This is a genomic window from Franconibacter helveticus LMG 23732, assembly GCF_000463115.2.
In the GTDB taxonomy this organism is placed as follows: domain Bacteria; phylum Pseudomonadota; class Gammaproteobacteria; order Enterobacterales; family Enterobacteriaceae; genus Franconibacter; species Franconibacter helveticus.
In genome coordinates, this window is the sequence record NZ_AWFX01000057.1 from 234,995 (window position 1) to 256,417 (window position 21,423).

Below are 21,423 nucleotides of genomic sequence, written 5' to 3' on the forward strand. Positions count from 1 at the left end.
CCGTGCAGGAGGCGCTTTAGATATTTTTGCTTAGTTTGCAGCAAGCAAACGGGCGTTATCCTGATACATCGCAAAGAGGTAATTATTGTAGCTCTTACCTTTTGTCGAATAACCCTTCAGCTTATGGATCATATTGCTGGCGGTAATTTCCTGATCCGCCTTACGCAATTGAGCGCGCGATTTGCGGAAAGATTTATACGCCGGATGCGTATTCAGATTTACCACATAAGCATTCACTGACTCTTTAACTGAAGTGAAGTGTGAATACCCCTTCACCTTGCCCGGCTCATTATTACAGTGGCGTTTCGCACACTTCATGCCGAACAAGTTATTGTTATTACGCGCAAGCTTAGAGGTGCCCCAGCCGCTTTCCGCCGCCGCCATTGTGGCTACCATGCTGGTTGGAATAATATCCACGCGCTCAAGCAGCGAGTTCCACGGAATACGTTTGGTATTGCCGCTCCAGCTGATTTTATAGCGCTTTGCAATGTCCTTCAGACGTGCGCGTTCGCTCGGCGACCAGCGACCTTCATACTGCTTAGAGATAAGCCAGTTGCGGTCTGCCGTAATGGCTGCGTTTTGACTGGTAATATAGGGCATTACTGTCCGGAGAAACGCCTTTTTCCTTGGTGTCCCGGAAGGGTATTTTCGCAAGTCAGGAAGTGAACTGCTTTCACTATTGCGAGAATACTCTTGTTTACTGCTCGCCTGTTTTTTACTGTCTTTTATTGCTGCTATGTGGGCTGTGTGGGTCTTCTTCGTTGTGTGCTCTTTTGCCAGCACCTCACCCGATATGCCAAGGGTGATCAACATGAATATCGCGGCCCCGAATCGGTGTAATCGAGTCGATATCATTAGCTCTCCTGGTCGGATATAAGCATTCCAACACCTTATTTTTCACAAATATTTAAGAAACGAATTTTAAATCGTATCAAAAATACCGGTCGATGGCATCAAAAGAAATAGTCCAAATCTGAAAACCTGTCACGTATGATTTTTATAATTGACTGATTATTAATAAAAAAATCACTCAAATTTTTGTCCGATAATACGCAGGCATGAGGTTCTGTCTCAGCCCAAAGGCTCCACCCCTTTCACTACGAATAAAGGATGAGTTACTTTCACGCCGCAGAAGCGAAAATGGATAAAAATGCACAGGACGCCGCTTAATGAAACTTTTGCCTCTCGCCCTGCTGATCACACCTGCTCTGGCCTGCGCCAGCTGGTCGGTGCCAGGGCTGCCTGAATTTCACGAACAACCCGCCGGTATCTTTACCAGCGACGCAACCCTTGCGAAGGGTACGTTACCCCTCACCCTCACTTTTGACCAACAGTGCTGGCAGCCTGCCGACACCATTAAACTCAATCAGATGCTTTCGCTTAAGCCCTGCGACGGCGCGCCGCCCCAGTGGCGCCTGTTTCGCGACGGCAGTTACCGCGTGCAGATTGATACCCGCTCCGGCACGCCCACGCTAATGCTAAACGTCAGGCAGGAAGCGGACGAGGCCGCTAAAGAGGTGGTGCGGCAATGCCCGAAATGGGACGGCAAACCTTTGACCGTGCAGGTGAATAACGTATTTCCTGAAGGCAGCGAGGTCAGGGATTTCTACAGCGGCCTGACAGCCACCGTGACGAATGGCGCAGTCACCCTGACGCCAGCCGCTAACAGTAACGGACTGTTGCTGCTGGAGCCGGCGCAAACCGCTGGCAAAGCGCCTTTTAGCTGGCAAAACGCCACGGTTTATTTTGTTCTGACCGACCGCTTCGTCAACGGCGAGCCACAGAACGACAACAGCTATGGCCGCCATAAAGACGGAATGGAGGAGATCGGCACTTTTCACGGCGGCGATTTAAAAGGTCTCGCGAGCAAGCTTGATTACCTTCAACAGCTTGGCGTAAACGCTTTATGGATAAGCTCGCCGCTGGAGCAGATCCACGGCTGGGTGGGCGGCGGCACGAAAGGCGACTTTCCGCATTACGCCTATCACGGTTACTACACTCAGGACTGGACAAAACTCGACGCCAATATGGGCAGCGAAGAGGATCTGCGTAACCTGGTGGACGAAGCGCACAAGCGCGGCATTCGCGTTCTGATGGACGTGGTGATGAACCACACCGGTTACGCTACGCTTGCGGATATGCAGGAATACCAGTTCGGCGCGCTCTATCTCAAAGAGGCCGAGATAAAGCAAACGCTGGGCGAACGCTGGACTGACTGGCGGCCAGGCCCCGGCCAAAGCTGGCACAGCTTTAATGATTACATTAACTTCAGCGACAAAACCGCCTGGGAAAACTGGTGGGGCAAAAAGTGGATACGTACCGATATCGGCGATTATGACAACCCGGGCTTCGATGACCTCACTATGTCGCTCGCTTTTCTGCCCGATTTAAAAACCGAATCGGTCGACCCGTCCGGCCTGCCCAATTTCTACCGCCATAAACCCGATACTGCCGCCCGCGAGCTGCCGCAATTCACGCCGCGGGACTATCTCACCCACTGGCTTAGCCGCTGGGTCAAAGATTTCGGCATTGATGGCTTTCGCGTGGATACCGCAAAGCATGTCGAGATGGGCGCCTGGCAGCAGCTAAAAACGCAAGCCAGCGAAGCGCTACAGGCCTGGAAAGCCGCTAATCCTGACAAAAAACTGGACGACGCGCCTTTCTGGATGACCGGCGAAGCATGGGGACACGGCGTAATGCAGAGCGATTACTACCGCCATGGCTTTGACGCGATGATCAACTTTGATTACCAGGAGCAGGCGGCAAAAGCGGCGGATTGCCTTGCCAGTATCGACATGACGTGGCAGCAGATGTCGGAAAAACTTCAGCAATTTAACGTGCTGAGCTATCTCTCTTCGCACGATACGCGGCTGTTCCGCGAAGGCGGGCCGCGCGCCGCGGAGCTGCTGTTGCTTGCCCCCGGCGCCGTACAGATATTTTACGGCGACGAAACGGCGCGCCCTTTCGGCCCGACGGGTTCAGACCCCTTACAGGGCACACGTTCAGAGATGAACTGGCAGGACGTCTCCGGCAAAAATGCCGCCCTTCTTGAGCACTGGCAGCGGATAAGCCAGTTCCGCGCCCGTCACCCCGCGGTCGGCGCGGGTAAGCAGACCACGCTTTCTGTGAATGAGGGCTATGGTTTTCTACGCGAACACGAGGGCGACAAGATTATCGTCGTCTGGGCGGGCAACCCCTGACGATACCGCTCCGGCTGGCGAAACGGTAAAACCAGCCGGGGCGATATTTACGACTTAAAATTTCGCCTTCGTAAGACGTTTATCCGTTTCGCCTGCGATGACGACGATTTGCACCGCGATCCTGGTAGCGTTATCGTTAGCCTCTTTTAAAAGAAATGCGACACATTACGGCTATGACGTTTTCCCTTTTCGGCGACAAATTTACCCGCCATGCAGGCATCACGCGCCTGATGGAGGATCTCAACGACGGTTTACGCACACCTGGCGCTATCATGCTGGGCGGCGGTAACCCGGCGCAAATTCCCGCCATGAATGACTACTTTCAGCAATTGCTTACCGAGATGCTGCAAAGCGGCAAAGTGACTGACGCGCTTTGCAATTATGACGGTCCGCAAGGCAAGAGTGAGCTTCTTGCGGCGCTGGCGGCGATGCTGCGTGAAACATCCGGTTGGGATATCGAACCACAAAATATTGCGCTGACAAACGGCAGCCAGAGCGCATTTTTCTACTTATTTAATCTGTTTGCCGGTCGTCGTGCCGACGGCACCACCCGTAAGGTGCTGTTTCCGCTGGCGCCGGAGTACATCGGCTACGCCGATGCTGGCCTGGAAGAAGAGCTGTTTGTCTCGGCGCGCCCGAACATTGAACTGTTGCCGGAAGGCCAGTTTAAATATCACGTCGATTTTGAGCATCTGCATATCGGCGAAGAGACGGGGATGATTTGCGTCTCGCGCCCTACTAACCCTACCGGAAACGTCATTACCGACGATGAGCTGATGAAGCTCGACGCGCTGGCAAACCAGCATGATATTCCGCTGGTTATCGACAACGCTTACGGCGTGCCTTTCCCGGGCATTATCTTTAGCGAAGCGCGCCCGCTGTGGAACCCGAATATTATCCTGTGCATGAGCCTGTCGAAACTCGGCCTGCCGGGCAGCCGCTGCGGCATCATCGTCGCCAACGAGAAAGTGATTTCCGCCATCAGCAACATGAACGGCATTATCAGCCTGGCGCCCGGCGGCATTGGCCCGGCTATAGCATGTGAAATGATCAAGCGTAAGGACCTGCTGCGGCTTTCTGAAACGGTGATAAAACCGTTTTACCAACAGCGCGTTCAGGAGACTATCGCGACCATTCGCCGCTATTTATCGCCTGAACGCTGTCTTATCCATAAACCGGAAGGCGCAATTTTCCTCTGGCTGTGGTTCAAAGATTTACCCATCACCACAGAGCTGCTTTATCAGCGTCTGAAAAAGCGCGGCGTGCTGATGGTGCCGGGTGATTACTTCTTCCCGGGTCTTGATAAGCCCTGGCCGCACACGCACCAGTGCATGCGCATGAACTATGTGCCGGAGCCGGAAAAAATCGAAGCGGGGGTGAAAATCCTGGCTGAAGAGATTGAACTGGCCTGGCGCGAAGCTGGACAGTAAGCCTTACTGGCTGAATAAAAGCGTCGCCTGGCGGCGCTTTTTCATTTTTCTCCCTACGAATTTTCAGAGGGTATTCTGGCGCTTAATCAGAAGATGGCTGATACTCGACGTTCTTTTTTCCTCCTCAGGAGCGTTCCATGAATAAGGACATCACGGCAGTCGTCAGCGTGAAGCAAATTAAACCCGGCAGCATCTATCGGATTTTACTAATCGGGCTTGGCACCTCGCTTATGCTGCTCTGCTTTATTTTCGGCCTGCTGGCCTGTTTCGGCTACGACACGCTGAACTGGAACAATAAACCTATCCATGGCCTGCTCGCGCTGCCGGCTTCGCTGGTGATGGGGTTCTTTTTCTCCGTCATGATGACGGCGATCATCGGCACGCTGACCTGCGCAGGGCTGTGGCTTTACAGCCGCTTTCGCCGCCTGGAAGTGAAGGTCGTGGAATAAAAGCAGGCTGCCGGGGCAGCCTGCGAGAGGGTTAAAACAGCCCCAGCGGTTTATCGGAGTAACTTACCAGCAGGCATTTGGTTTGCTGGTAGTACTCGAGCATCATTTTGTGCGTTTCGCGCCCGATGCCAGACTGCTTATAGCCGCCAAACGCGGCGTGAGCCGGGTAAGCGTGGTAGCAGTTAGTCCAGACGCGTCCCGCCTGAATGCCGCGGCCCATTTTATAAGCCAGGTTGCCGTTGCGGCTCCAGACGCCCGCCCCCAGGCCATACTGGGTGTCGTTAGCGATTTCCAGCGCCTCGTCCATGGTCCTGAACGTGGTAACCGCAAGCACCGGCCCGAAGATCTCTTCCTGGAAAACGCGCATATTGTTTTGACCAAACAGAATGGTCGGCTCAAGGTAATAGCCCTCTTTTAGCTCGCCTTCCAGCGCCTTACGCCGCCCGCCGGTCAGCACATCCGCCCCTTCGTTTTTACCAATATCGATATAGTTGAGAATGGTGTCGAGTTGGCCTTTAGAAACCTGCGCGCCCATTTGTGTCATGGCATCGAGCGGGTTGCCGCTGCGAATAGCTTCCACGCGGCGTATGGCGCGCTCCATAAAGCGCTCGTAGATAGATTCCTGCACCAGCGCGCGGCTCGGACAGGTGCAAACCTCCCCCTGGTTAAAGGCAAAGAGCGCGAATCCTTCCAGCGCTTTTTCAAAGAACGCATCCTCTTCATCCATCACATCGGCAAAGAAGATGTTGGGGGATTTGCCGCCAAGCTCCAGCGTCACCGGAATAATGTTCTGGGTGGCGTACTGCATGATTTGCTGGCCCACTTCGGTAGAACCGGTAAAGGCGACTTTCGCAATGCGTTTTGAGGTAGCCAGATATTCGCCGATTTCGCCGCCAGCGCCGTTAACCACGTTAACCACGCCGGGCGGCAGCAGGTCGCCGACGATTTCCATCAGCAGCAGTACGGAGAGCGGCGTCAGGCGGGCAGGTTTGAGCACAACGCAGTTGCCCGCCGCCAGCGCTGGCGCCATTTTCCAGCTTGCCATCAGCAGCGGAAAGTTCCACGGAATGATTTGCCCGACCACGCCGAGCGGCTCGTGGAAATGGTAGGCCACCGTTTCGTGGTCCACCTCGCTGATGCCCCCTTCCTGGGCGCGAATACAGGAAGCGAAGTAACGGAAATGGTCGATTGCCAGCGGCACGTCGGCAGCGCTGGTTTCACGGATGGGCTTGCCGTTGTCCCAGGTTTCCGCTGTCGCCAGCCGTTCGAGGTTCTGCTCCATCCGGTCGGCGATTTTCAGCAGGATCGCCGCGCGCTCCTGTACGGAGGTTTTCCCCCACTGTTCTTTCACGGCGTGGGCGGCGTCTAATGCCAGATCGATATCTTTTTTGCCGGAGCTTGCCACTTCGCACAGTAGCTGCCCGGTAACCGGCGTCAGGTTCTGGTAATACTCGCCTTCCACAGGCGCCACCCATTCGCCGCCGATAAAGTTGTCATAGCGGGCTTTCAGGTTAAGCGGGTAGCCGTATTCGGCAGGGTGAATGCGGGTATTCGGAGGATTATTGGTCATGATTTTCTCCAGGTCAGGGTACCCTTCAAGCGTAGACAGTGACTGCTCGTTTTATAGGCAGCGCATCCCCGCTTTACGACGCGCCTCACGGATTACGTTCTTTTACGTTTTACCCGTCGATATCTGACCATACTCAAATGTAAAGAGACGGCTCACATAAGGAAAGATGATGCGGCATTTCATTGGCTTTGACGTAGGCGGTTCGCATATCAAACATGGTTTGATTACCGAAGAGGGTGAAGAGCTTAGCAGCGATGAATTTGATACCAGCTACGACGCAGAAGAGTTTAAAAACGCCTGGAAAAAAGTGGTGGAAACGTATCAAAAGGAGCAGGAGATAGCGGGCATCGGCATTAGCTTTCCCGGCTATATCAACCCCTATACCGGCGAAGTGCCTAAAGCGGGCGCGCTCGATTTTCTCGACGGCGTAAATCTGCTGGAGATGTTCGGCGAGCTGACAGACCTGCCCATCACCATTGAAAACGACGCCAACTGCGCAGCGCTGGGCGAGATGTGGCGCGGCGCAGGTAAATCGTATGAATCCTTAGTCTGCATAACCATCGGCACCGGCATCGGCGGCGGCATTATTCTGGAGCGTCAGTTATTGCGCGGCTCCCACTTTCGCGCTGGCGAATTCGGCGTAATGCCAGTCGGCGATAATGGCGAAAACATGCATGAGATCGCCTCGGCGCGCGGGTTGCTTGAAGCGAGCCGCCAGGCGCTGGCGCTGCCCGCAGATGCCCCGCTGCATGGCAAAGAGATCTTCGAACGTATGGAAAACGATGTTCACCTGCGCGAGGTGGTAGAGAAGTGGATAAGCTATTTATCACGCGGCATTTATAGCGTGGTTTCTATGTTCGACCCGGAAGTGGTGCTGATTGGCGGCGGCGTGTGCCAGCAGCAAAAGCTCTACCCTATGCTTGAGCGGGCGCTGGAAAAATACACTTTCTGGGACGCGCTGCGCGTGCCGATTCAACCGTGCGAACTGGGCAACCAGGCGGGCCGACTCGGCGCAGTCTGGCAGGCGGTGCGTAAACAATAGCCCCGCGCAGGCGGGGCCGGAATATCACATGGCGGCGTGAAAAATCGCCATGATCTCTTCGTGTGTGGCCTGAATCGGGTTCGTCAGGCCGCAAGCATCTTTCAATGCGTTTGTCGCCAGAACCGGAATATCTTCCTCTTTCACATTTAGCTCACGCAAACCGGCCGGGATGCGTACCTGCCGCGCCAGCGCCTGGATGGCGTCAATGCAAAGCGCGGCGCCCTCTTTAGCGGAAAGCCCGGCCACGTCGCACCCCAGCGCCTGTGCGCAGTCACGCAAACGCGAGGCCGCCAGCGAGCTGTTAAAGCGCTGAACGTGCGGCAGCAGAATGGCGTTGCAAACGCCGTGCGGCAAATCGTAAAAACCGCCCAGCTGGTGCGCCATGGCATGTACATAGCCCAGCGAAGCGTTATTAAAAGCCATGCCAGCCAGAAATTGCGCATAAGCCATGGCTTCGCGCGCCAGCATATTGCTGCCTTGCTCAACCGCATGCGTCAGGTTCTCGCTAATCATCGCGATTGCCTTCAGCGCGCAGGCGTCAGTGATGGGGGTGGCGGCGGTAGAAACGTAAGCTTCAATGGCGTGCGTAAGCGCATCCATACCGGTCGCCGCTGTCAGCGAGGCGGGCATGCCGACCATTAACGCCGGATCGTTGACTGAGAGCACCGGCGTAACGTGTTTGTCGACAATCGCCATTTTTACGTGCCGGCTTTCGTCGGTAATGATGCAAAAACGGGTCATCTCCGATGCCGTGCCTGCGGTGGTATTAATGGCTATCATCGGCACCTGCGGTTTCGCTGAACGGTCCACGCCTTCGTAATCGCGAATATTTCCGCCGTTTGCCGCCACCAGCGCAATGCCTTTCGCGCAGTCGTGCGGCGAACCGCCGCCCAATGAAATCACGCAGTCGCAGCGGTACTGGTTCAACAACGCCAGCCCGGCTTCGACGTTCGCGGTGGTGGGGTTAGGATGCGTGCCGTCAAAAACAACGCTTTTGATATCGCGGGTCGCCAGCTTTCGCTGCACCTTTTCCACCATGCCCAGCTTGTTGAGCATAGCGTCGGTAACAATTAACGCGTTGTGCCAGCCATAGCCGCGCATGGCGTCCAGAGCGTCATCTAACCCATTTGTACCAATGATATTGACTGAGGGGATATAAAAAGTCGCGGTAGCCATAATGTTTTCCCTGATAGTGAAGTAATCACCCCCGAAAATAGCCCTATCACCAGCAGGGAAAAAGCAAAGAAACTGCTTTTAAGAAAAAGGAACAGAAAAAAGCAGGGCTTCAAATAAATTATAAATAAATCAATAGCCTTTCCGGTAATAACAGCCATAAAGTGTGAAAATAAACTCCTTTTATTTCCACACCATTACGTTATTCCACCCGTCGGAAAAGCGCGCTGTCGCGCAGCAGATGTTCATTGCCGCGGCGGCGGGTAAAACCGATGCGGTCAAAGTATTCCAGTATCTGGATCGCCAGCTTGCGGCCAACATTGAGGCGGTCGCGGAAATCGGCGGCCACCGTGCTGCCTTTTTCCCGATCGAGATCGCGGATCATATCGGCGAAAGCCACAATCCGATCGTGACGATAATAGCGATCCCTGACGATCGCGGTGATAAACCCCTGCTGCGCCGCAAGCCGCAACAGCTGGCGCATCGCCTGCTCTTCTTCACCCGCTTCGCGCGCCATATCGCGCACCCACCAGGGCTCGTCGCCAAACAGCGGCGCTACTTTTTCCCAGACGGCTTGCTGAGCGGCGTTAAACCCCGCTTCATGACCCGGCAGATGCAGCCACCCTTCGCGGCTGGCCAGCGCGCCTTCGCGGCGCATCTGCTCAATAAGCGCGAGCACCAGCGGCTCTGCTTCAGAGGGCAGCGCCATACGGCGCAGCCGCTCGCGTCCCGGCCCCGGCTCTTCGCTGTGGCTTTCATGGTAGCGGGCAAGCGTAGCGAGTAATTTTTCCCGCCAGCGCTGCGCCACGCCTTCGCTTAACGCGTAATCCCCCGCCTGCAATACCTTTTGCGTGGCGATGACCTCACGCAGCCCGGCGTCTGTTAGCTGTCGCGCCCAGCCGAACGACGGCAGCGAAACAGCGCCGCGCTCAAGGTGCAGCGCCAGCGCGCCGTCGTCGGTGGTGGCCTGAGCAAGCTTCGCCAGCCAGTTTAAAAATTCAGGCTGCCTTTTGCCGCGCTTCGGCGCATCCAGCGCCACCACCTGCGCGCCCGCAAGCGTAACGCGGGCGCTGATATCGCGCAGCACCAGCCGGTCGTTATCCGCAAGCCAGAGCGGGGAATCCAGCACCAGCTCCGCCAGATCGCCCTCAAGCAGCGAGACGCGCCCGGTGATATGGCTCGCGGCATGGTGTATATGCAGCGGCTGCCACTGCTGCAACGGGGCGTGGCGCTGGAGTGTGACAATAACCCGTTCCGCCGCCGCCAGCGGCTTTTGCGAAAGCAACCAGTCGCCGCGCGTAATATCCGCTTTTTCCGCATCGCCGCTAATGTTCAGCGCGATACGCTGCCCGGCGTAAGCCTGGTCAACAGGCTGGTTCTGCGCATGCAGCCCGCGCACGCGCATCGGCTTTTCCGCGCCGGTGAGCCAGAGGGTATCGCCCGTTTTAACCTCGCCGGAAAGCGCGGTGCCGGTCACCACCAGACCGGCGCCTTTCACGCTGAAAGCGCGGTCTATGGCCAGCCGGAAACGGTGCGCGGTGCGGCGTTCACGCTCCGGCAACTGGCGCAAATGCGCGCGCAACGCCTCAATGCCAGCGTCATGCGCGGCGGCGGTAACAAAAATGTCGGCTTCCCGCCAGCCAGCTTCGCGCAGCGTTGCCAGCACCTCTTCGCGCACCGCCTCAATGCGCGCTTCATCCACCCGGTCCGCTTTGGTCAGCGCTACGGTCAACGCGGGTTGTCCGGTAAGCTGCAAAATCGCCAGGTGTTCGCGGGTTTGCGCCATTACGCCGTCATCACAGGCCACCACCAGCAAGGCGTGATCGATTCCTCCCACGCCCGCCAGCATGTTAGCGAGAAACTTTTCATGCCCGGGCACGTCGATAAACCCGATAACGCGGCCATCCGGCTGCGGCCAGTAGGCATAACCGAGATCGATAGTCATGCCGCGCTTTTTCTCTTCCGGCAGGCGGTCGGCGTTTACCCCGGTCAGCCTTTCGAGCAGCGTTGTTTTGCCATGGTCCACATGACCTGCGGTGGCGATAATCATTGCAACAACATCTCCATCAGTCCCGCCTCGTCTTCAAGGCAGCGTAAATCAAGCCATAAGCGGCCGTCGTAAATGCGGCCAATCACCGGTTTTTGCAGCCGCCGCCAGCGCTCCGCCAGCGCATTAAGGCGGCTGCCGCGCCCATCGACCGGCGTAAAGGTCAGCGCCGCGCCCGGCAGACGATCCACCGGCAGCGAGCCGCTGCCGATTTGCGACAGGCAAGGCATAACCTGCACCGTGAATTCCGCCGCGTAGCGCGTTTGCAAAGCAGGCAGCAGCCGCAGCGCCTGTTCTTCAATAGCCCCGGCGCTGCGGGTCAGCAGGCGCAGCGTAGGCAGCTTCTGCGCCAGCGTTTCCGGCTGAAGATAAAGGCGAAGCGTCGCCTCAAGGGCCGCCAGCGTCATCTTATCGGCGCGCAGCGCACGCTTGAGCGGATGCGCCTGCAAGCGCTCGATAAGCGCTTTTTTGCCGACAATAATTCCCGCCTGCGGCCCGCCAGTCAGCTTGTCGCCGGAAAAACTCACCAGGCTTACGCCTGCCTGAATTAGGTCGCTTACCACCGGCTCCTTCGGCAGGCCGTACTGGCTTAAGTCGATAAGCGAACCGCTGCCGAGATCGGCGATGACCGGCATGCCCAGCGCTTCGCCGAGGCTCGCAAGCTCGCTCTCTTCCACCGCTTTGGTGAAGCCTTCGATGTGGTAATTACTGGTATGCACCTTCATCAACAGCGCAGTGTCTTCGCCTACGGCCTGATGATAATCTTTCAGGTGGGTGCGGTTAGTGGTTCCCACTTCTACAAGCCTGCATCCCGCCTGGCGCATGACATCGGGAATGCGGAATGCGCCGCCTATTTCCACCAGCTCGCCGCGCGAAACAACCACCTCCTGGCCTGCCGCCGTAGCCGCCAGCATCAGCAATACTGCCGCCGCGTTGTTATTGACGATGCAGGCGTCTTCCGCGCCGGTAAGCTGACAAAGCAGATCAGCCAGCGCCCGGTCACGGTGACCGCGCCCGGCGCCGTCGAGATCGTATTCCAGCGTGACGGGAGAGCGCATCGCCTGGGCGACGGCGTCAACCGCTTCCTGCGCCTGTAAAGCGCGGCCAAGATTGGTATGCAGCACCGTGCCGGAAAGGTTATAGACCGGGCGTAAAGCGCTCTGCGCGCGGCTCCCGAGGCGAGAAATCGTCTCTTTCGCCCAGTCGACGCACCAGCCGGGCAGTGCCTGCTGTTCACGGATTGCCTGGCGCGCTTCATCCTGCAAGGCGCGCAGCATATCGACAACCTGGCGATGGCCGTAACGTTCAAGCGCGGGTTGAAACGCCGCATCGCGCAGCAGTCGGTCAGTGGCGGGAAGCTGGCTGTAAAGTGAAGGGGTATCGCTTGTCATGGAAAGTAAGGGTTGGCTGAATTTAGCGCTAATCTACCACCAAATAGCGGGAGATTCAGGTGCCGCGGCGCTTAAAACTAAACCCGGCGTGTTGACGCCGGGAGGGGAAAGCGCGTGACAGCTCTCAGGTTTTAGGCGGTTCAGTACGGGCGAAGCTTTCGCGCTGAAATAAGGTTTCTACCAGTTTCACCAGATGCGGGCGGTTGACGCACCAGCCAGGCGATACGCGACGAAAGTTAAGATAGCCAATGGCGCACGCCACGGCGATGGTCGCGATAGTCAGCTTCTCCGCCTTCAGCGTGCCGTCGGCGGCATACTGCTCCAGCGCATCCAGCGCGCGGCTGATTTTTTCCCGCTGGCGCAGCAGCTCTGTCTCTGATTGCTGCGCCGCCGGACGCTGCAATTCGCGCACGTGCACCAGCCCGGCGTCCATAATGCCGTCCGCCAGCGCTTCCAGCTGGCGCACTTTTAAGGCCTCGAGCGGGTCGTCCGGCAACAGCGCGGGAGCGACGCTAAGCTGTTCCAGATACTGGGCGATGATCGGCGAATCAAACCATTGCTCGCCGTTGTCGGTCACCAGCGCAGGCACTTTGCCTAAGGGGTTATATTGCGCCACGCCGCTTTGCTCAGCATAAGGCGATTCATTGACGAATTCGAAAGTAATGCCTTTCTCCAGCAGAATGACCGAAATTTTGCGGACAAACGGGCTGGTATAACTGCCGATAAGCTTCATGGCCTGCTCCTTTATGCGTTAACGCCAACAGTGGCTAAGTATGGCTCAGGTTACGTTAAAAGCAGGCGGGACGTCACAGGCTATAATCGCTGTAATTAAGTTACAGCGTTGAGATACGCAGCCGGACACTTTGCGATCGATCACAGACGGCGAAAAGAAGGAAAAATCGCATGTGACCAAGATCACAAAATAAAAACAAATACATCACACAAAAAGGTGATTAAGTTCACATATTCTTAGGTTTTATGTTCATAAATTCGGCATCGTTCTTTTTTTACACATTAATTTTGTGACTGACATCACTAGTTAGCCCCCTGCTCACCCCAACTTCATGTGATGTAGATCACACTCCATTCCACCATCTGGACAGTTCCCTCTTTCGGTGCCAGATTCGCGTCATCCAGAGCATTCGGCCGGCTACCTCTGCCGCCACGTTAACAATAAACCTCGGGCAGCTGGCCTGCGCGTAACCATAAGAAGGGGTGTTTTATGTCATCCGATATCAAGATCAGAGTGCAAAGCTTTGGTCGCTTTCTCAGCAATATGGTAATGCCCAATATCGGCGCGTTTATCGCATGGGGTATTATCACCGCTTTATTTATTCCGACAGGATGGTGGCCGAACGAGACGCTGGCGAAGCTGGTCGGCCCGATGATTACTTATCTGCTGCCGCTGCTTATCGGTTATACCGGCGGGCGTCTGGTTGGCGGCGATCGCGGCGGCGTTGTCGGCGCAATTACGACGATGGGCGTGATTGTGGGCGCGGATATGCCGATGTTCCTTGGCGCGATGATTGCCGGTCCGCTGGGCGGCTGGGCGATTAAACGTTTTGACGTCTGGGTTGATGGCAAGATCAAGTCCGGCTTCGAAATGCTGGTGAACAACTTCTCTGCCGGCATCATCGGCATGCTCCTGGCGATTCTGGCGTTCCTCGGCATCGGCCCGGCGGTTGAAGTGCTCTCCAAAGCGCTGGCTGCGGGCGTGAACTTCATGGTGGTTCACGACATGTTGCCGCTGGCGTCTATCTTTGTTGAACCGGCGAAGATCCTGTTCCTCAATAACGCCATCAACCACGGTATTTTCTCGCCGCTGGGCATTCAGCAGTCCCATGAGCTTGGCAAGTCTATCTTCTTCCTGATTGAAGCTAACCCGGGTCCGGGCATGGGCGTGCTGCTGGCGTATATTTTCTTTGGTCGCGGCAGCGCTAAACAGTCTGCGGGCGGCGCGGCTATCATCCACTTCCTGGGCGGTATCCACGAAATTTACTTCCCTTACGTGCTGATGAACCCGCGTCTGCTGATTGCCGTTATTCTCGGCGGCATGACCGGCGTGTTTACCCTGAGCGTGCTGAACGGCGGCCTGGTTTCTCCGGCTTCTCCGGGTTCTATCCTGGCGGTGCTGGCGATGACCCCGAAAGGCGCTTACTTCGCGAACCTGGCGGCTATCGTCGCGGCCATGGCGGTTTCCTTTGTTATCTCCGCTATCCTGCTGAAAACCAGCAAAGTGAAAGAGGAAGACGATCTGGAAGCAGCGACCCGTCGTATGCAGGATATGAAAGCGCAGTCTAAAGGCGCAGCGACCGCCACGCCGCTGTCAGCTGGCGAAGTGACTAATGACCTGAGCCACGTGCGCAAAATCATCGTCGCCTGCGACGCCGGTATGGGTTCCAGCGCAATGGGTGCGGGCGTACTGCGTAAGAAAGTGCAGGATGCGGGCCTGAGTAATATTTCGGTCACCAACAGCGCGATTAACAGCCTGCCTTCCGATGTGGACGTGGTGATCACCCACCGCGATCTGACTGAGCGCGCTATGCGCCAGGCGCCGCAGGCGCAGCACATTTCGCTGACTAACTTCCTCGACAGCGGCCTGTACGCCAGCCTGACCGAGCGCCTGGTCGCCGCGCAGCGCCATACCGAGCATGAAGAGAAAGTACGTACCAGCTTGCAGGACAGCTTTGACGATAACAGCAACAACCTGTTCAAACTGGGCGCGGAAAACATCTTCCTTGGCCGTACCGCCGCCACAAAAGAAGAGGCTATCCGCTTCGCGGGCGAGCAACTGGTGAAAGGCGGCTATGTGCAGCCGGAATATGTAGAAGCGATGCTGGAGCGCGAAAAGCTGACCCCGACTTACCTGGGCGAATCTATCGCGGTTCCGCACGGCACGGTGGAAGCGAAAGACCGCGTACTGAAAACCGGCGTTGTCTTCTGCCAGTACCCGGAAGGCGTGCGTTTCGGCGATGAAGACGATGAAATCGCCCGTCTGGTTATCGGTATCGCAGCGCGCAACAATGAACATATCCAGGTTATCACCAGCCTGACTAACGCGCTGGATGATGAAACCGTGATTGAACGTCTGGCGCACACCACCAGCGTTCAGGAAGTCCTTGACCTGTTGGGCGGGAAAAAAGCGGCCTGATGATTTTGGGAGAGGCTTTCCTCTCCCGTTTTAAGTTGAAGGTTTTGCCTGCACCAGGGCAACCCTTCCCTCTCCCCCTCGGGAGAGGGCCAGGGAAAGGGAGTTCTGCAACACCTCTTTCCCCAGCCCTCTCGGGCGAACGACTCAAGTTTAAGAAGGTTCAGACAATGAAAGCATTACATTTTGGCGCAGGTAATATCGGACGTGGCTTTATCGGCAAACTGTTGGCGGACGCAGGCATTGAGCTGACTTTCGCCGATGTTAACCAGGCTGTGCTCGACGCATTGAACGAACGTCATAGCTACCAGGTTCATGTCGTAGGCGAGCAGGAACAAGTCGATACCGTAACGGGCGTAAACGCGGTCAGTAGCGTAGGCGACGAGGTTGTCGGGCTTATCGCGCAGGTCGATCTGGTTACTACTGCTGTCGGCCCGGTTGTGCTGGAGCGTATCGCCCCGACTATCGCCAAAGGGCTGGCAAAGCGCAAAGCGCAGGGCAACGACAAGCCGCTGAACATTATCGCCTGCGAAAACATGGTGCGCGGCACCACGCAGTTAAAAGATCATGTGCTGAAAGCGCTGGCGCAGGAAGATATCGCCTGGGTGGAAGAACACGTGGGCTTCGTTGACTCAGCAGTAGACCGCATTGTGCCGCCTGCGGCTTCCGCCACCAACGATCCGCTGGAAGTGACCGTTGAGACATTCAGCGAGTGGATCGTCGATAAAACGCAGTTTAAAGGCGAGCTGCCGACCATCGCGGGCATGGAGCCGACCGATAACCTGATGGCTTTCGTCGAGCGTAAACTCTTCACGCTGAACACCGGGCATGCTATAACCGCCTACCTCGGAAAACTGGCCGGTCATCAGACCATTCGCGACGCTATCCTGGATGAGAAAATCCGGCTGGTGGTCAGGGGCGCGATGGAAGAAAGCGGCGCGGTGCTGATTAAGCGCTACGGCTTTGACGATGCGAAGCACGCCGCCTACATCGAGAAAATCCTTGGCCGCTTTGAAAACCCGTATCTGAAAGATGATGTGGAGCGTGTGGGTCGTCAGCCGCTGCGTAAGCTGAATGCGGGCGATCGCTTAATCAAACCGCTGCTCGGCACGCTGGAATATACGCTGCCAAACCATAACCTGGTGAAAGGCATTGCCGCCGCGATGCATTATCGCAGCGAGCAGGATCCGCAGGCGCAGGAGCTGGCGGAGCTTATCGAAAAGCAGGGCGCGAAAGAGACGCTGGTGCAGATTTCCGGCCTCGACGCAGGCAGCGACGTGGTTGCTGAAATCATTCAGGAATACAACGCGAAAGCGTAATGAGTACCGGGCGCGGCTGAGTCTGCGCCCGGCGTTTTATTGTCAGATATGCAGGCAACGATGGAAGAAACACAGGCCTTTGAAAACCGAGTGCTTGAGCGTCTGAATGCTGGCAAAACCGTAAGAAGCCTGTTGATTGCCGCCGTCGATCTCCTGACCGAGGCGGTGAACATTCTGGTGCTTCAGGTGTTCCGCAAAGATGACTACGCGGTGAAATATGCCGTCGAGCCGTTGCTTGATGGCGATGGCCCGCTTGGCGATCTCTCCGTGCGTCTTAAGCTTATTTACGGTCTTGGCGTTATCAGCCGCGCGGAATATGAAGACTGCGAACTGCTGATGGCGCTGCGCGAAGAGCTGAATCATGACGGTAGTGAATATCTGTTCACCGATGATGAGATCCTCGGCCCCTTTGGCGAACTGCACTGCGTCGCCGCGCTGCCGCCCGCCCCGACCCTGATTGAAGGCGGCGATGTGGAACTGCTGGCGATGCAAAAGCAGCGTTACCAGCAAATGCTGCGCTCCACCATGGTGCTCTCGCTCACTGAGCTGATTTCTAAAATCAGCTTAAAAAAAGCCTTCCAGAAGAAATAATCCCGGCGGTGACGCGGCTTCTCGTCACCCTGCGCTTGCCCTGCCAGATGTCAGGTCTTTCCCCCGCTGTGCTAAACTCCGTCGCAATTTACTTTGTGAAAACGTGTTATGAGACGAGAGCTGGCAATCGAATTTTCCCGCGTAACGGAAGCCGCCGCCCTGGCGGGTTACAAGTGGCTTGGCCGCGGCGATAAAAACGCCGCTGACGGCGCCGCCGTACACGCTATGCGCATTATGCTCAACCAGGTCAATATTGATGGCCGCATCGTGATTGGCGAAGGCGAGATAGACGAAGCGCCGATGTTGTATATCGGCGAACAGGTCGGCACCGGCAACGGCGACGCGGTGGATATCGCCGTCGACCCGATCGAAGGCACCCGCATGACGGCGATGGGCCAGGCCAACGCGCTGGCGGTGCTGGCGGTAGGCGATAAAGGCAGTTTCCTGAACGCGCCGGATATGTACATGGAAAAGCTGATTGTCGGTCCTGGCGCGAAAGGCGCTATCGACCTGGCTCTGCCGCTGGCGCAAAACCTCTATAACATCGCCAGCGCGCTGCATAAGCCGCTGTGCGAACTGACAGTCACGATCCTTGCCAAGCCCCGCCATGATGAGGTTATTTCCGAATTGCAGCAGCTTGGCGTTCGCGTGTTCGCCATTCCCGACGGCGATGTCGCGGCCTCTATCCTTACCTGCATGCCCGACAGCGAAGTGGATGTGCTTTACGGCATTGGCGGCGCGCCGGAAGGGGTGGTTTCCGCCGCGGTGATCCGCGCGCTGGATGGCGACATGCAGGGGCGCCTGCTGGCGCGTCATCAGGTTAAAGGCGATACGCCGGAGAACCGCGCTATTGGCGAGCAGGAACTGGAACGCTGCCGGCAGATGGGCATTAGAGCGGATAAAGTGTTGCGTCTTGACGACATGGCGCGCAGCGACAACGTGATTTTTTCCGCGACCGGCATAACCAAAGGCGATCTGCTGGACGGCATCAGCCGCAAAGGCAATATCGCCACCACCGAGACGCTGCTTATTCGCGGCAAATCCCGCACCATTCGCCGCATTAAGTCGATTCATTATCTGGATCGCAAAGACCCGAACGTACAGACGCATATACTTTAAATCATTTGTCTGAATGAGCTTTCCGGCCCCGCCGGGCTGGAAATCTCCGCCGCCTCTGGCGAAGATAAAACAAAAGTCATGACAGGAGTGCAAGATGGCGGATTGGGTCACCGGTAAAGTTGTCAGAGTCGAGCACTGGACCGACGCGCTTTTTTCTCTCGTTGTTCACGCGCCTGTGGCGCCGTTCACCGCAGGGCAATTCACCAAGCTGGCGCTGGAAATAGACGGCGAGCGCGTGCAGCGCGCCTATTCCTATGTTAACCCGCCTGGCAGCCCGGACCTGGAGTTTTATCTGGTCACCGTGCCGGAAGGCAAACTAAGCCCGCGCCTGCATGCCATGCAGCCTGGCGACGAAGTCATGCTGGTTAGCGACGCAGCGGGCTTTTTTGTGCTGGAAGAGGTACCCGATTGCGAAACGCTGTGGATGCTGGCGACGGGTACGGCTATCGGCCCTTACCTTTCGATTTTGCAGGAAGGCAAAGATCTGGAGCGCTTTAAAAATATCGTGCTGGTGCATGCCGTGCGCTACGCGCAGGATTTAAGCTATTTACCGCTCATGCTGGAATTGCAGCAGCGATACGAAGGAAAAGTCCGCATCCAGACGGTGGTAAGCCGCGAAGAGGTAGCCGGTTCGCTGACGGGGCGCGTGCCCGCGCTCATTGAGAGCGGCGCGCTGGAAGAGGCGGTCGGGCTGCCGATGAACACCCAGACCAGCCATGTGATGCTTTGCGGCAACCCGCAAATGGTGCGCGATACGCAACAGTTGCTGAAAGATACCCGGCAGATGACCAAACATTTACGCCGCCGGCCGGGCCATATGACTGCTGAACATTACTGGTAAGCTCAGCGGTATTTTACATCCAGCGTCTCTTTCCCGTACTTGTTCTCGCCCTGGGTGCCGATAAACGCCCCCAGGTCGAGCACCATCATCACAATGATAAGCGTGGGAATAAAGCGCCCCACCGCCCACTGCCAGACGCCGGTCAACATGACCCAGTTGCCTGCCAGCAGCATCCAGGCGAGGATAAGTAAAAACGCCCAGGCTCCCGATTTCCCACGATCGTGCAGGCGTTTTACCATGACCGCCGCTGTCGGCCACAGCAAGCAGACCAGCATAAACGCCGCTGTTTGCGAATTAAGCAGGTTGCTTCCCGCAAGGGTAAACAGCGCCGCCATGGCGACCAGCCATAAAACAACCCATATCCAAAAATCACGTCGGCCAATACGGCCTTTAAATGAAAACAACCATTGCTGTAGGGTCATGCCACCTTCCTTTTATCGTAGTGCCGCGTAGTTTACCCTGGCGCAGCGCCTTTTTGACAAGCTCGCCGCTTCCCGATTTAATCGCACTGACGAGCAACCGGGAGTGGGTGTCATGAAGTTTTTGTTATATGCCTTATTATTGCTGCTGCCGCTGGCGCCAGACTATGCCGGAGCGCGGGCCTCCGGGGAAAGCGTCGCGCCCGCTGCGCCCTATTTATTGCCAGGCGCGCCCGTCTTCGATATCACCATCTCCCGCTTCCGGGAACAATTCAATACTACGAATCCTGCGTTGCCGTTGAATGAATTTCGCGCTATTGCATCCAGCCGCGATAAGACCAACCTCACCCGGGCGGCGACCAAAATTAACGAAAACCTTTACGCCTCCACGGCGCTTGAGCGCGGCACCTTAAAAATTAAAAGCATGCAAGTCACCTGGCTGCCGATTCAGGGGCCGGAACAGAAAGCCGCCCGAGCGAAAGCGCTCCAGTATATGGCGGCAGTATTAAGAAGCTTTACGCCGGGGCTTTCCGCTGCGCAAAGCCAGGCGCGGCTGACCCGTTTGCTGAGCGCCGCCAAAAACCAGCGCTACTATAGCCAGACGGAAGGCGCGATTCGCTATGTTGTCTCAGACAGCGGCGAAAAGGGGCTAACTTTCGCTGTTGAACCGATTAAGCTCGCTCTTACCGACGCACTGGAAGGGAACAATAAATGACAAAAAGCAAAGCCTTTCCGCATGCGAATCTCTATACTGTTTCACAGACCGCGCTGCCCTGAAGGGCAGCAATATTCCTTAATTCGCTTAGCGCGTGGAGAAGAAAAATGCGACATCCTTTAGTGATGGGTAACTGGAAACTCAACGGTAACCGCCATATGGTTAACGAGCTTATCGGCAACCTGCGTAAAGAGCTGGCAGGCGTAACCGGCTGTGACGTGGCTATCGCCCCGCCGGCGATGTACCTGGACCTGGCGAAGCAGGCCGCTGCGGGCAGCCATATCATTCTTGGCGCGCAGAACGTCGACGTTAACCTCTCCGGCGCGTTCACTGGCGAAACTTCCGCGGAAATGCTGAAAGATATCGGCGCGAAGTACATTATTATCGGTCACTCCGAGCGTCGTACTTACCACGCTGAATCTGACGAGTTCATCGCGAAGAAATTCGCGGTGCTGAAAGAGCAGGGTCTGGTGCCGGTACTGTGCATCGGTGAAACCGAAGCGGAAAACGAAGCGGGTAAAACCGAAGAAGTTTGCGCTCGCCAGATTGACGCCGTTCTGAAAACCCAGGGCGCAGCGGCTTTCGAAGGCGTAGTGATTGCTTACGAACCGGTATGGGCTATCGGTACTGGCAAATCCGCTACCCCGGCGCAGGCGCAGGCGGTGCATAAGTTCATCCGCGACCACATCGCGAAGGCCGACGCTAAAATCGCTGAGCAGGTTATCATTCAGTACGGCGGTTCCGTAAACGCCGCTAACGCCGCCGAGCTGTTCACCCAGCCGGATATCGACGGCGCGCTGGTCGGCGGCGCATCGCTGAAAGCAGACGCTTTCGCAGTGATCGTGAAAGCTGCGGCGCAAGCTAAGCAGGCGTAAAAATTATCGCTGCGGCGGGGTTCCCCGCCATGCGTTTTAAAGCCCGGCAGCCCTGCTCCCGGGCTTTTTCATTCAGAGCTTGCCAAGAAGCCTG

At 56.6% G+C, this 21,423-nt stretch carries 18 protein-coding genes; 11 read left to right on the plus strand and 7 right to left on the minus strand.

Annotated features, from left to right (window positions below; genetic code table 11):
- Positions 1–30 precede the first annotated feature (30 nt).
- Positions 31–855, minus strand: coding sequence for a protein bax (locus tag DW56_RS20545; protein ID WP_071789791.1), 825 nt, complete (start codon positions 853–855; stop codon positions 31–33).
- Between the two features lie 314 nt (positions 856–1,169).
- Between DW56_RS20545 and DW56_RS20550 the strand changes: the two genes are divergently transcribed.
- The 3 genes from DW56_RS20550 to DW56_RS20560 all read left to right on the plus strand — a co-directional run bounded on the left by DW56_RS20550 (position 1,170) and on the right by DW56_RS20560 (position 5,079).
- Positions 1,170–3,200, plus strand: a complete 2,031-nt coding sequence (locus DW56_RS20550; RefSeq protein WP_024553642.1) for an alpha-amylase — start codon at positions 1,170–1,172, stop codon at positions 3,198–3,200.
- 173 nt (positions 3,201–3,373) lie between these two features.
- Positions 3,374–4,630 carry a valine--pyruvate transaminase gene (gene avtA / locus DW56_RS20555; RefSeq protein ID WP_024553641.1) on the plus strand — a complete coding sequence of 419 codons (1,257 nt, stop codon included), beginning with the start codon at positions 3,374–3,376 and terminating at the stop codon, positions 4,628–4,630.
- A 137-nt stretch (positions 4,631–4,767) separates the two neighbouring features.
- Complete coding sequence (locus DW56_RS20560; RefSeq protein ID WP_024553640.1) at positions 4,768–5,079, plus strand: hypothetical protein; 312 nt, start codon at positions 4,768–4,770, stop codon at positions 5,077–5,079.
- Positions 5,080–5,110: 31 nt separating this feature from the next.
- On the opposite strand, the gene exaC is transcribed toward DW56_RS20560, so the two are convergent.
- Positions 5,111–6,649 carry an acetaldehyde dehydrogenase ExaC gene (gene exaC / locus DW56_RS20565; RefSeq protein WP_024562033.1) on the minus strand — a complete coding sequence of 513 codons (1,539 nt, stop codon included), beginning with the start codon at positions 6,647–6,649 and terminating at the stop codon, positions 5,111–5,113.
- Between the two features lie 169 nt (positions 6,650–6,818).
- Here exaC and DW56_RS20570 point away from each other — a divergent pair, with 169 nt between their 5' ends.
- Positions 6,819–7,691 (plus strand): ROK family protein, encoded by an 873-nt coding sequence (locus tag DW56_RS20570; protein ID WP_024553638.1) that lies wholly within the window; start codon positions 6,819–6,821, stop codon positions 7,689–7,691.
- Between the two features lie 24 nt (positions 7,692–7,715).
- On the opposite strand, the gene yiaY is transcribed toward DW56_RS20570, so the two are convergent.
- The 4 genes from yiaY to DW56_RS20590 all read right to left on the minus strand — a co-directional run bounded on the left by yiaY (position 7,716) and on the right by DW56_RS20590 (position 13,035).
- A complete protein-coding gene (yiaY, locus tag DW56_RS20575) occupies positions 7,716–8,867 on the minus strand; it encodes an L-threonine dehydrogenase (protein ID WP_024553637.1) in 1,152 nt (383 codons plus the stop codon).
- Between the two features lie 199 nt (positions 8,868–9,066).
- On the minus strand, positions 9,067–10,914 hold the full coding sequence (gene selB, locus DW56_RS20580; RefSeq protein WP_024553636.1) for a selenocysteine-specific translation elongation factor: 1,848 nt from the start codon (positions 10,912–10,914) through the stop codon (positions 9,067–9,069).
- Positions 10,911–12,302: an L-seryl-tRNA(Sec) selenium transferase gene (gene selA, locus DW56_RS20585; protein WP_024553635.1), complete on the minus strand. Its 1,392-nt coding sequence runs from the start codon at positions 12,300–12,302 to the stop codon at positions 10,911–10,913. The genes selB and selA overlap by 4 nt, the downstream gene beginning before the upstream one ends.
- A 124-nt stretch (positions 12,303–12,426) precedes the next feature.
- The gene (locus DW56_RS20590; protein ID WP_024553634.1) at positions 12,427–13,035 is read right to left on the minus strand and encodes a glutathione S-transferase; all 609 of its coding nucleotides are present in this window, start codon (positions 13,033–13,035) and stop codon (positions 12,427–12,429) included.
- A gap of 489 nt (positions 13,036–13,524) precedes the next feature.
- On the opposite strand from DW56_RS20590, the gene DW56_RS20595 reads away from it, so the two are divergent.
- The 5 genes from DW56_RS20595 (at position 13,525) to fpr (ending at position 19,320) form a co-directional block, all read left to right on the plus strand.
- A complete protein-coding gene (locus DW56_RS20595) occupies positions 13,525–15,453 on the plus strand; it encodes a PTS mannitol transporter subunit IICBA (RefSeq protein WP_024562032.1) in 1,929 nt (642 codons plus the stop codon).
- A gap of 167 nt (positions 15,454–15,620) precedes the next feature.
- The gene (gene mtlD / locus DW56_RS20600) at positions 15,621–16,769 is read left to right on the plus strand and encodes a mannitol-1-phosphate 5-dehydrogenase (protein ID WP_024553632.1); all 1,149 of its coding nucleotides are present in this window, start codon (positions 15,621–15,623) and stop codon (positions 16,767–16,769) included.
- A 48-nt stretch (positions 16,770–16,817) separates the two neighbouring features.
- Positions 16,818–17,360: a mannitol operon repressor MtlR gene (gene mtlR / locus DW56_RS20605; protein WP_024553631.1), complete on the plus strand. Its 543-nt coding sequence runs from the start codon at positions 16,818–16,820 to the stop codon at positions 17,358–17,360.
- A gap of 108 nt (positions 17,361–17,468) precedes the next feature.
- Positions 17,469–18,479, plus strand: a complete 1,011-nt coding sequence (gene glpX, locus DW56_RS20610; protein ID WP_024553630.1) for a class II fructose-bisphosphatase — start codon at positions 17,469–17,471, stop codon at positions 18,477–18,479.
- Between the two features lie 94 nt (positions 18,480–18,573).
- Positions 18,574–19,320, plus strand: a complete 747-nt coding sequence (gene fpr, locus DW56_RS20615; RefSeq protein WP_024553629.1) for a ferredoxin--NADP(+) reductase — start codon at positions 18,574–18,576, stop codon at positions 19,318–19,320.
- A gap of 2 nt (positions 19,321–19,322) precedes the next feature.
- On the opposite strand, the gene DW56_RS20620 is transcribed toward fpr, so the two are convergent.
- Positions 19,323–19,742: a DUF805 domain-containing protein gene (locus tag DW56_RS20620; RefSeq protein ID WP_024553628.1), complete on the minus strand. Its 420-nt coding sequence runs from the start codon at positions 19,740–19,742 to the stop codon at positions 19,323–19,325.
- A 112-nt stretch (positions 19,743–19,854) separates the two neighbouring features.
- Here DW56_RS20620 and DW56_RS20625 point away from each other — a divergent pair, with 112 nt between their 5' ends.
- Together DW56_RS20625 and tpiA are read left to right on the plus strand one after the other, a co-directional pair.
- The gene (locus tag DW56_RS20625) at positions 19,855–20,454 is read left to right on the plus strand and encodes a DUF1454 family protein (RefSeq protein ID WP_024553627.1); all 600 of its coding nucleotides are present in this window, start codon (positions 19,855–19,857) and stop codon (positions 20,452–20,454) included.
- A gap of 107 nt (positions 20,455–20,561) precedes the next feature.
- A complete protein-coding gene (gene tpiA, locus DW56_RS20630; protein ID WP_024553626.1) occupies positions 20,562–21,329 on the plus strand; it encodes a triose-phosphate isomerase in 768 nt (255 codons plus the stop codon).
- Positions 21,330–21,423 lie beyond the last annotated feature (94 nt).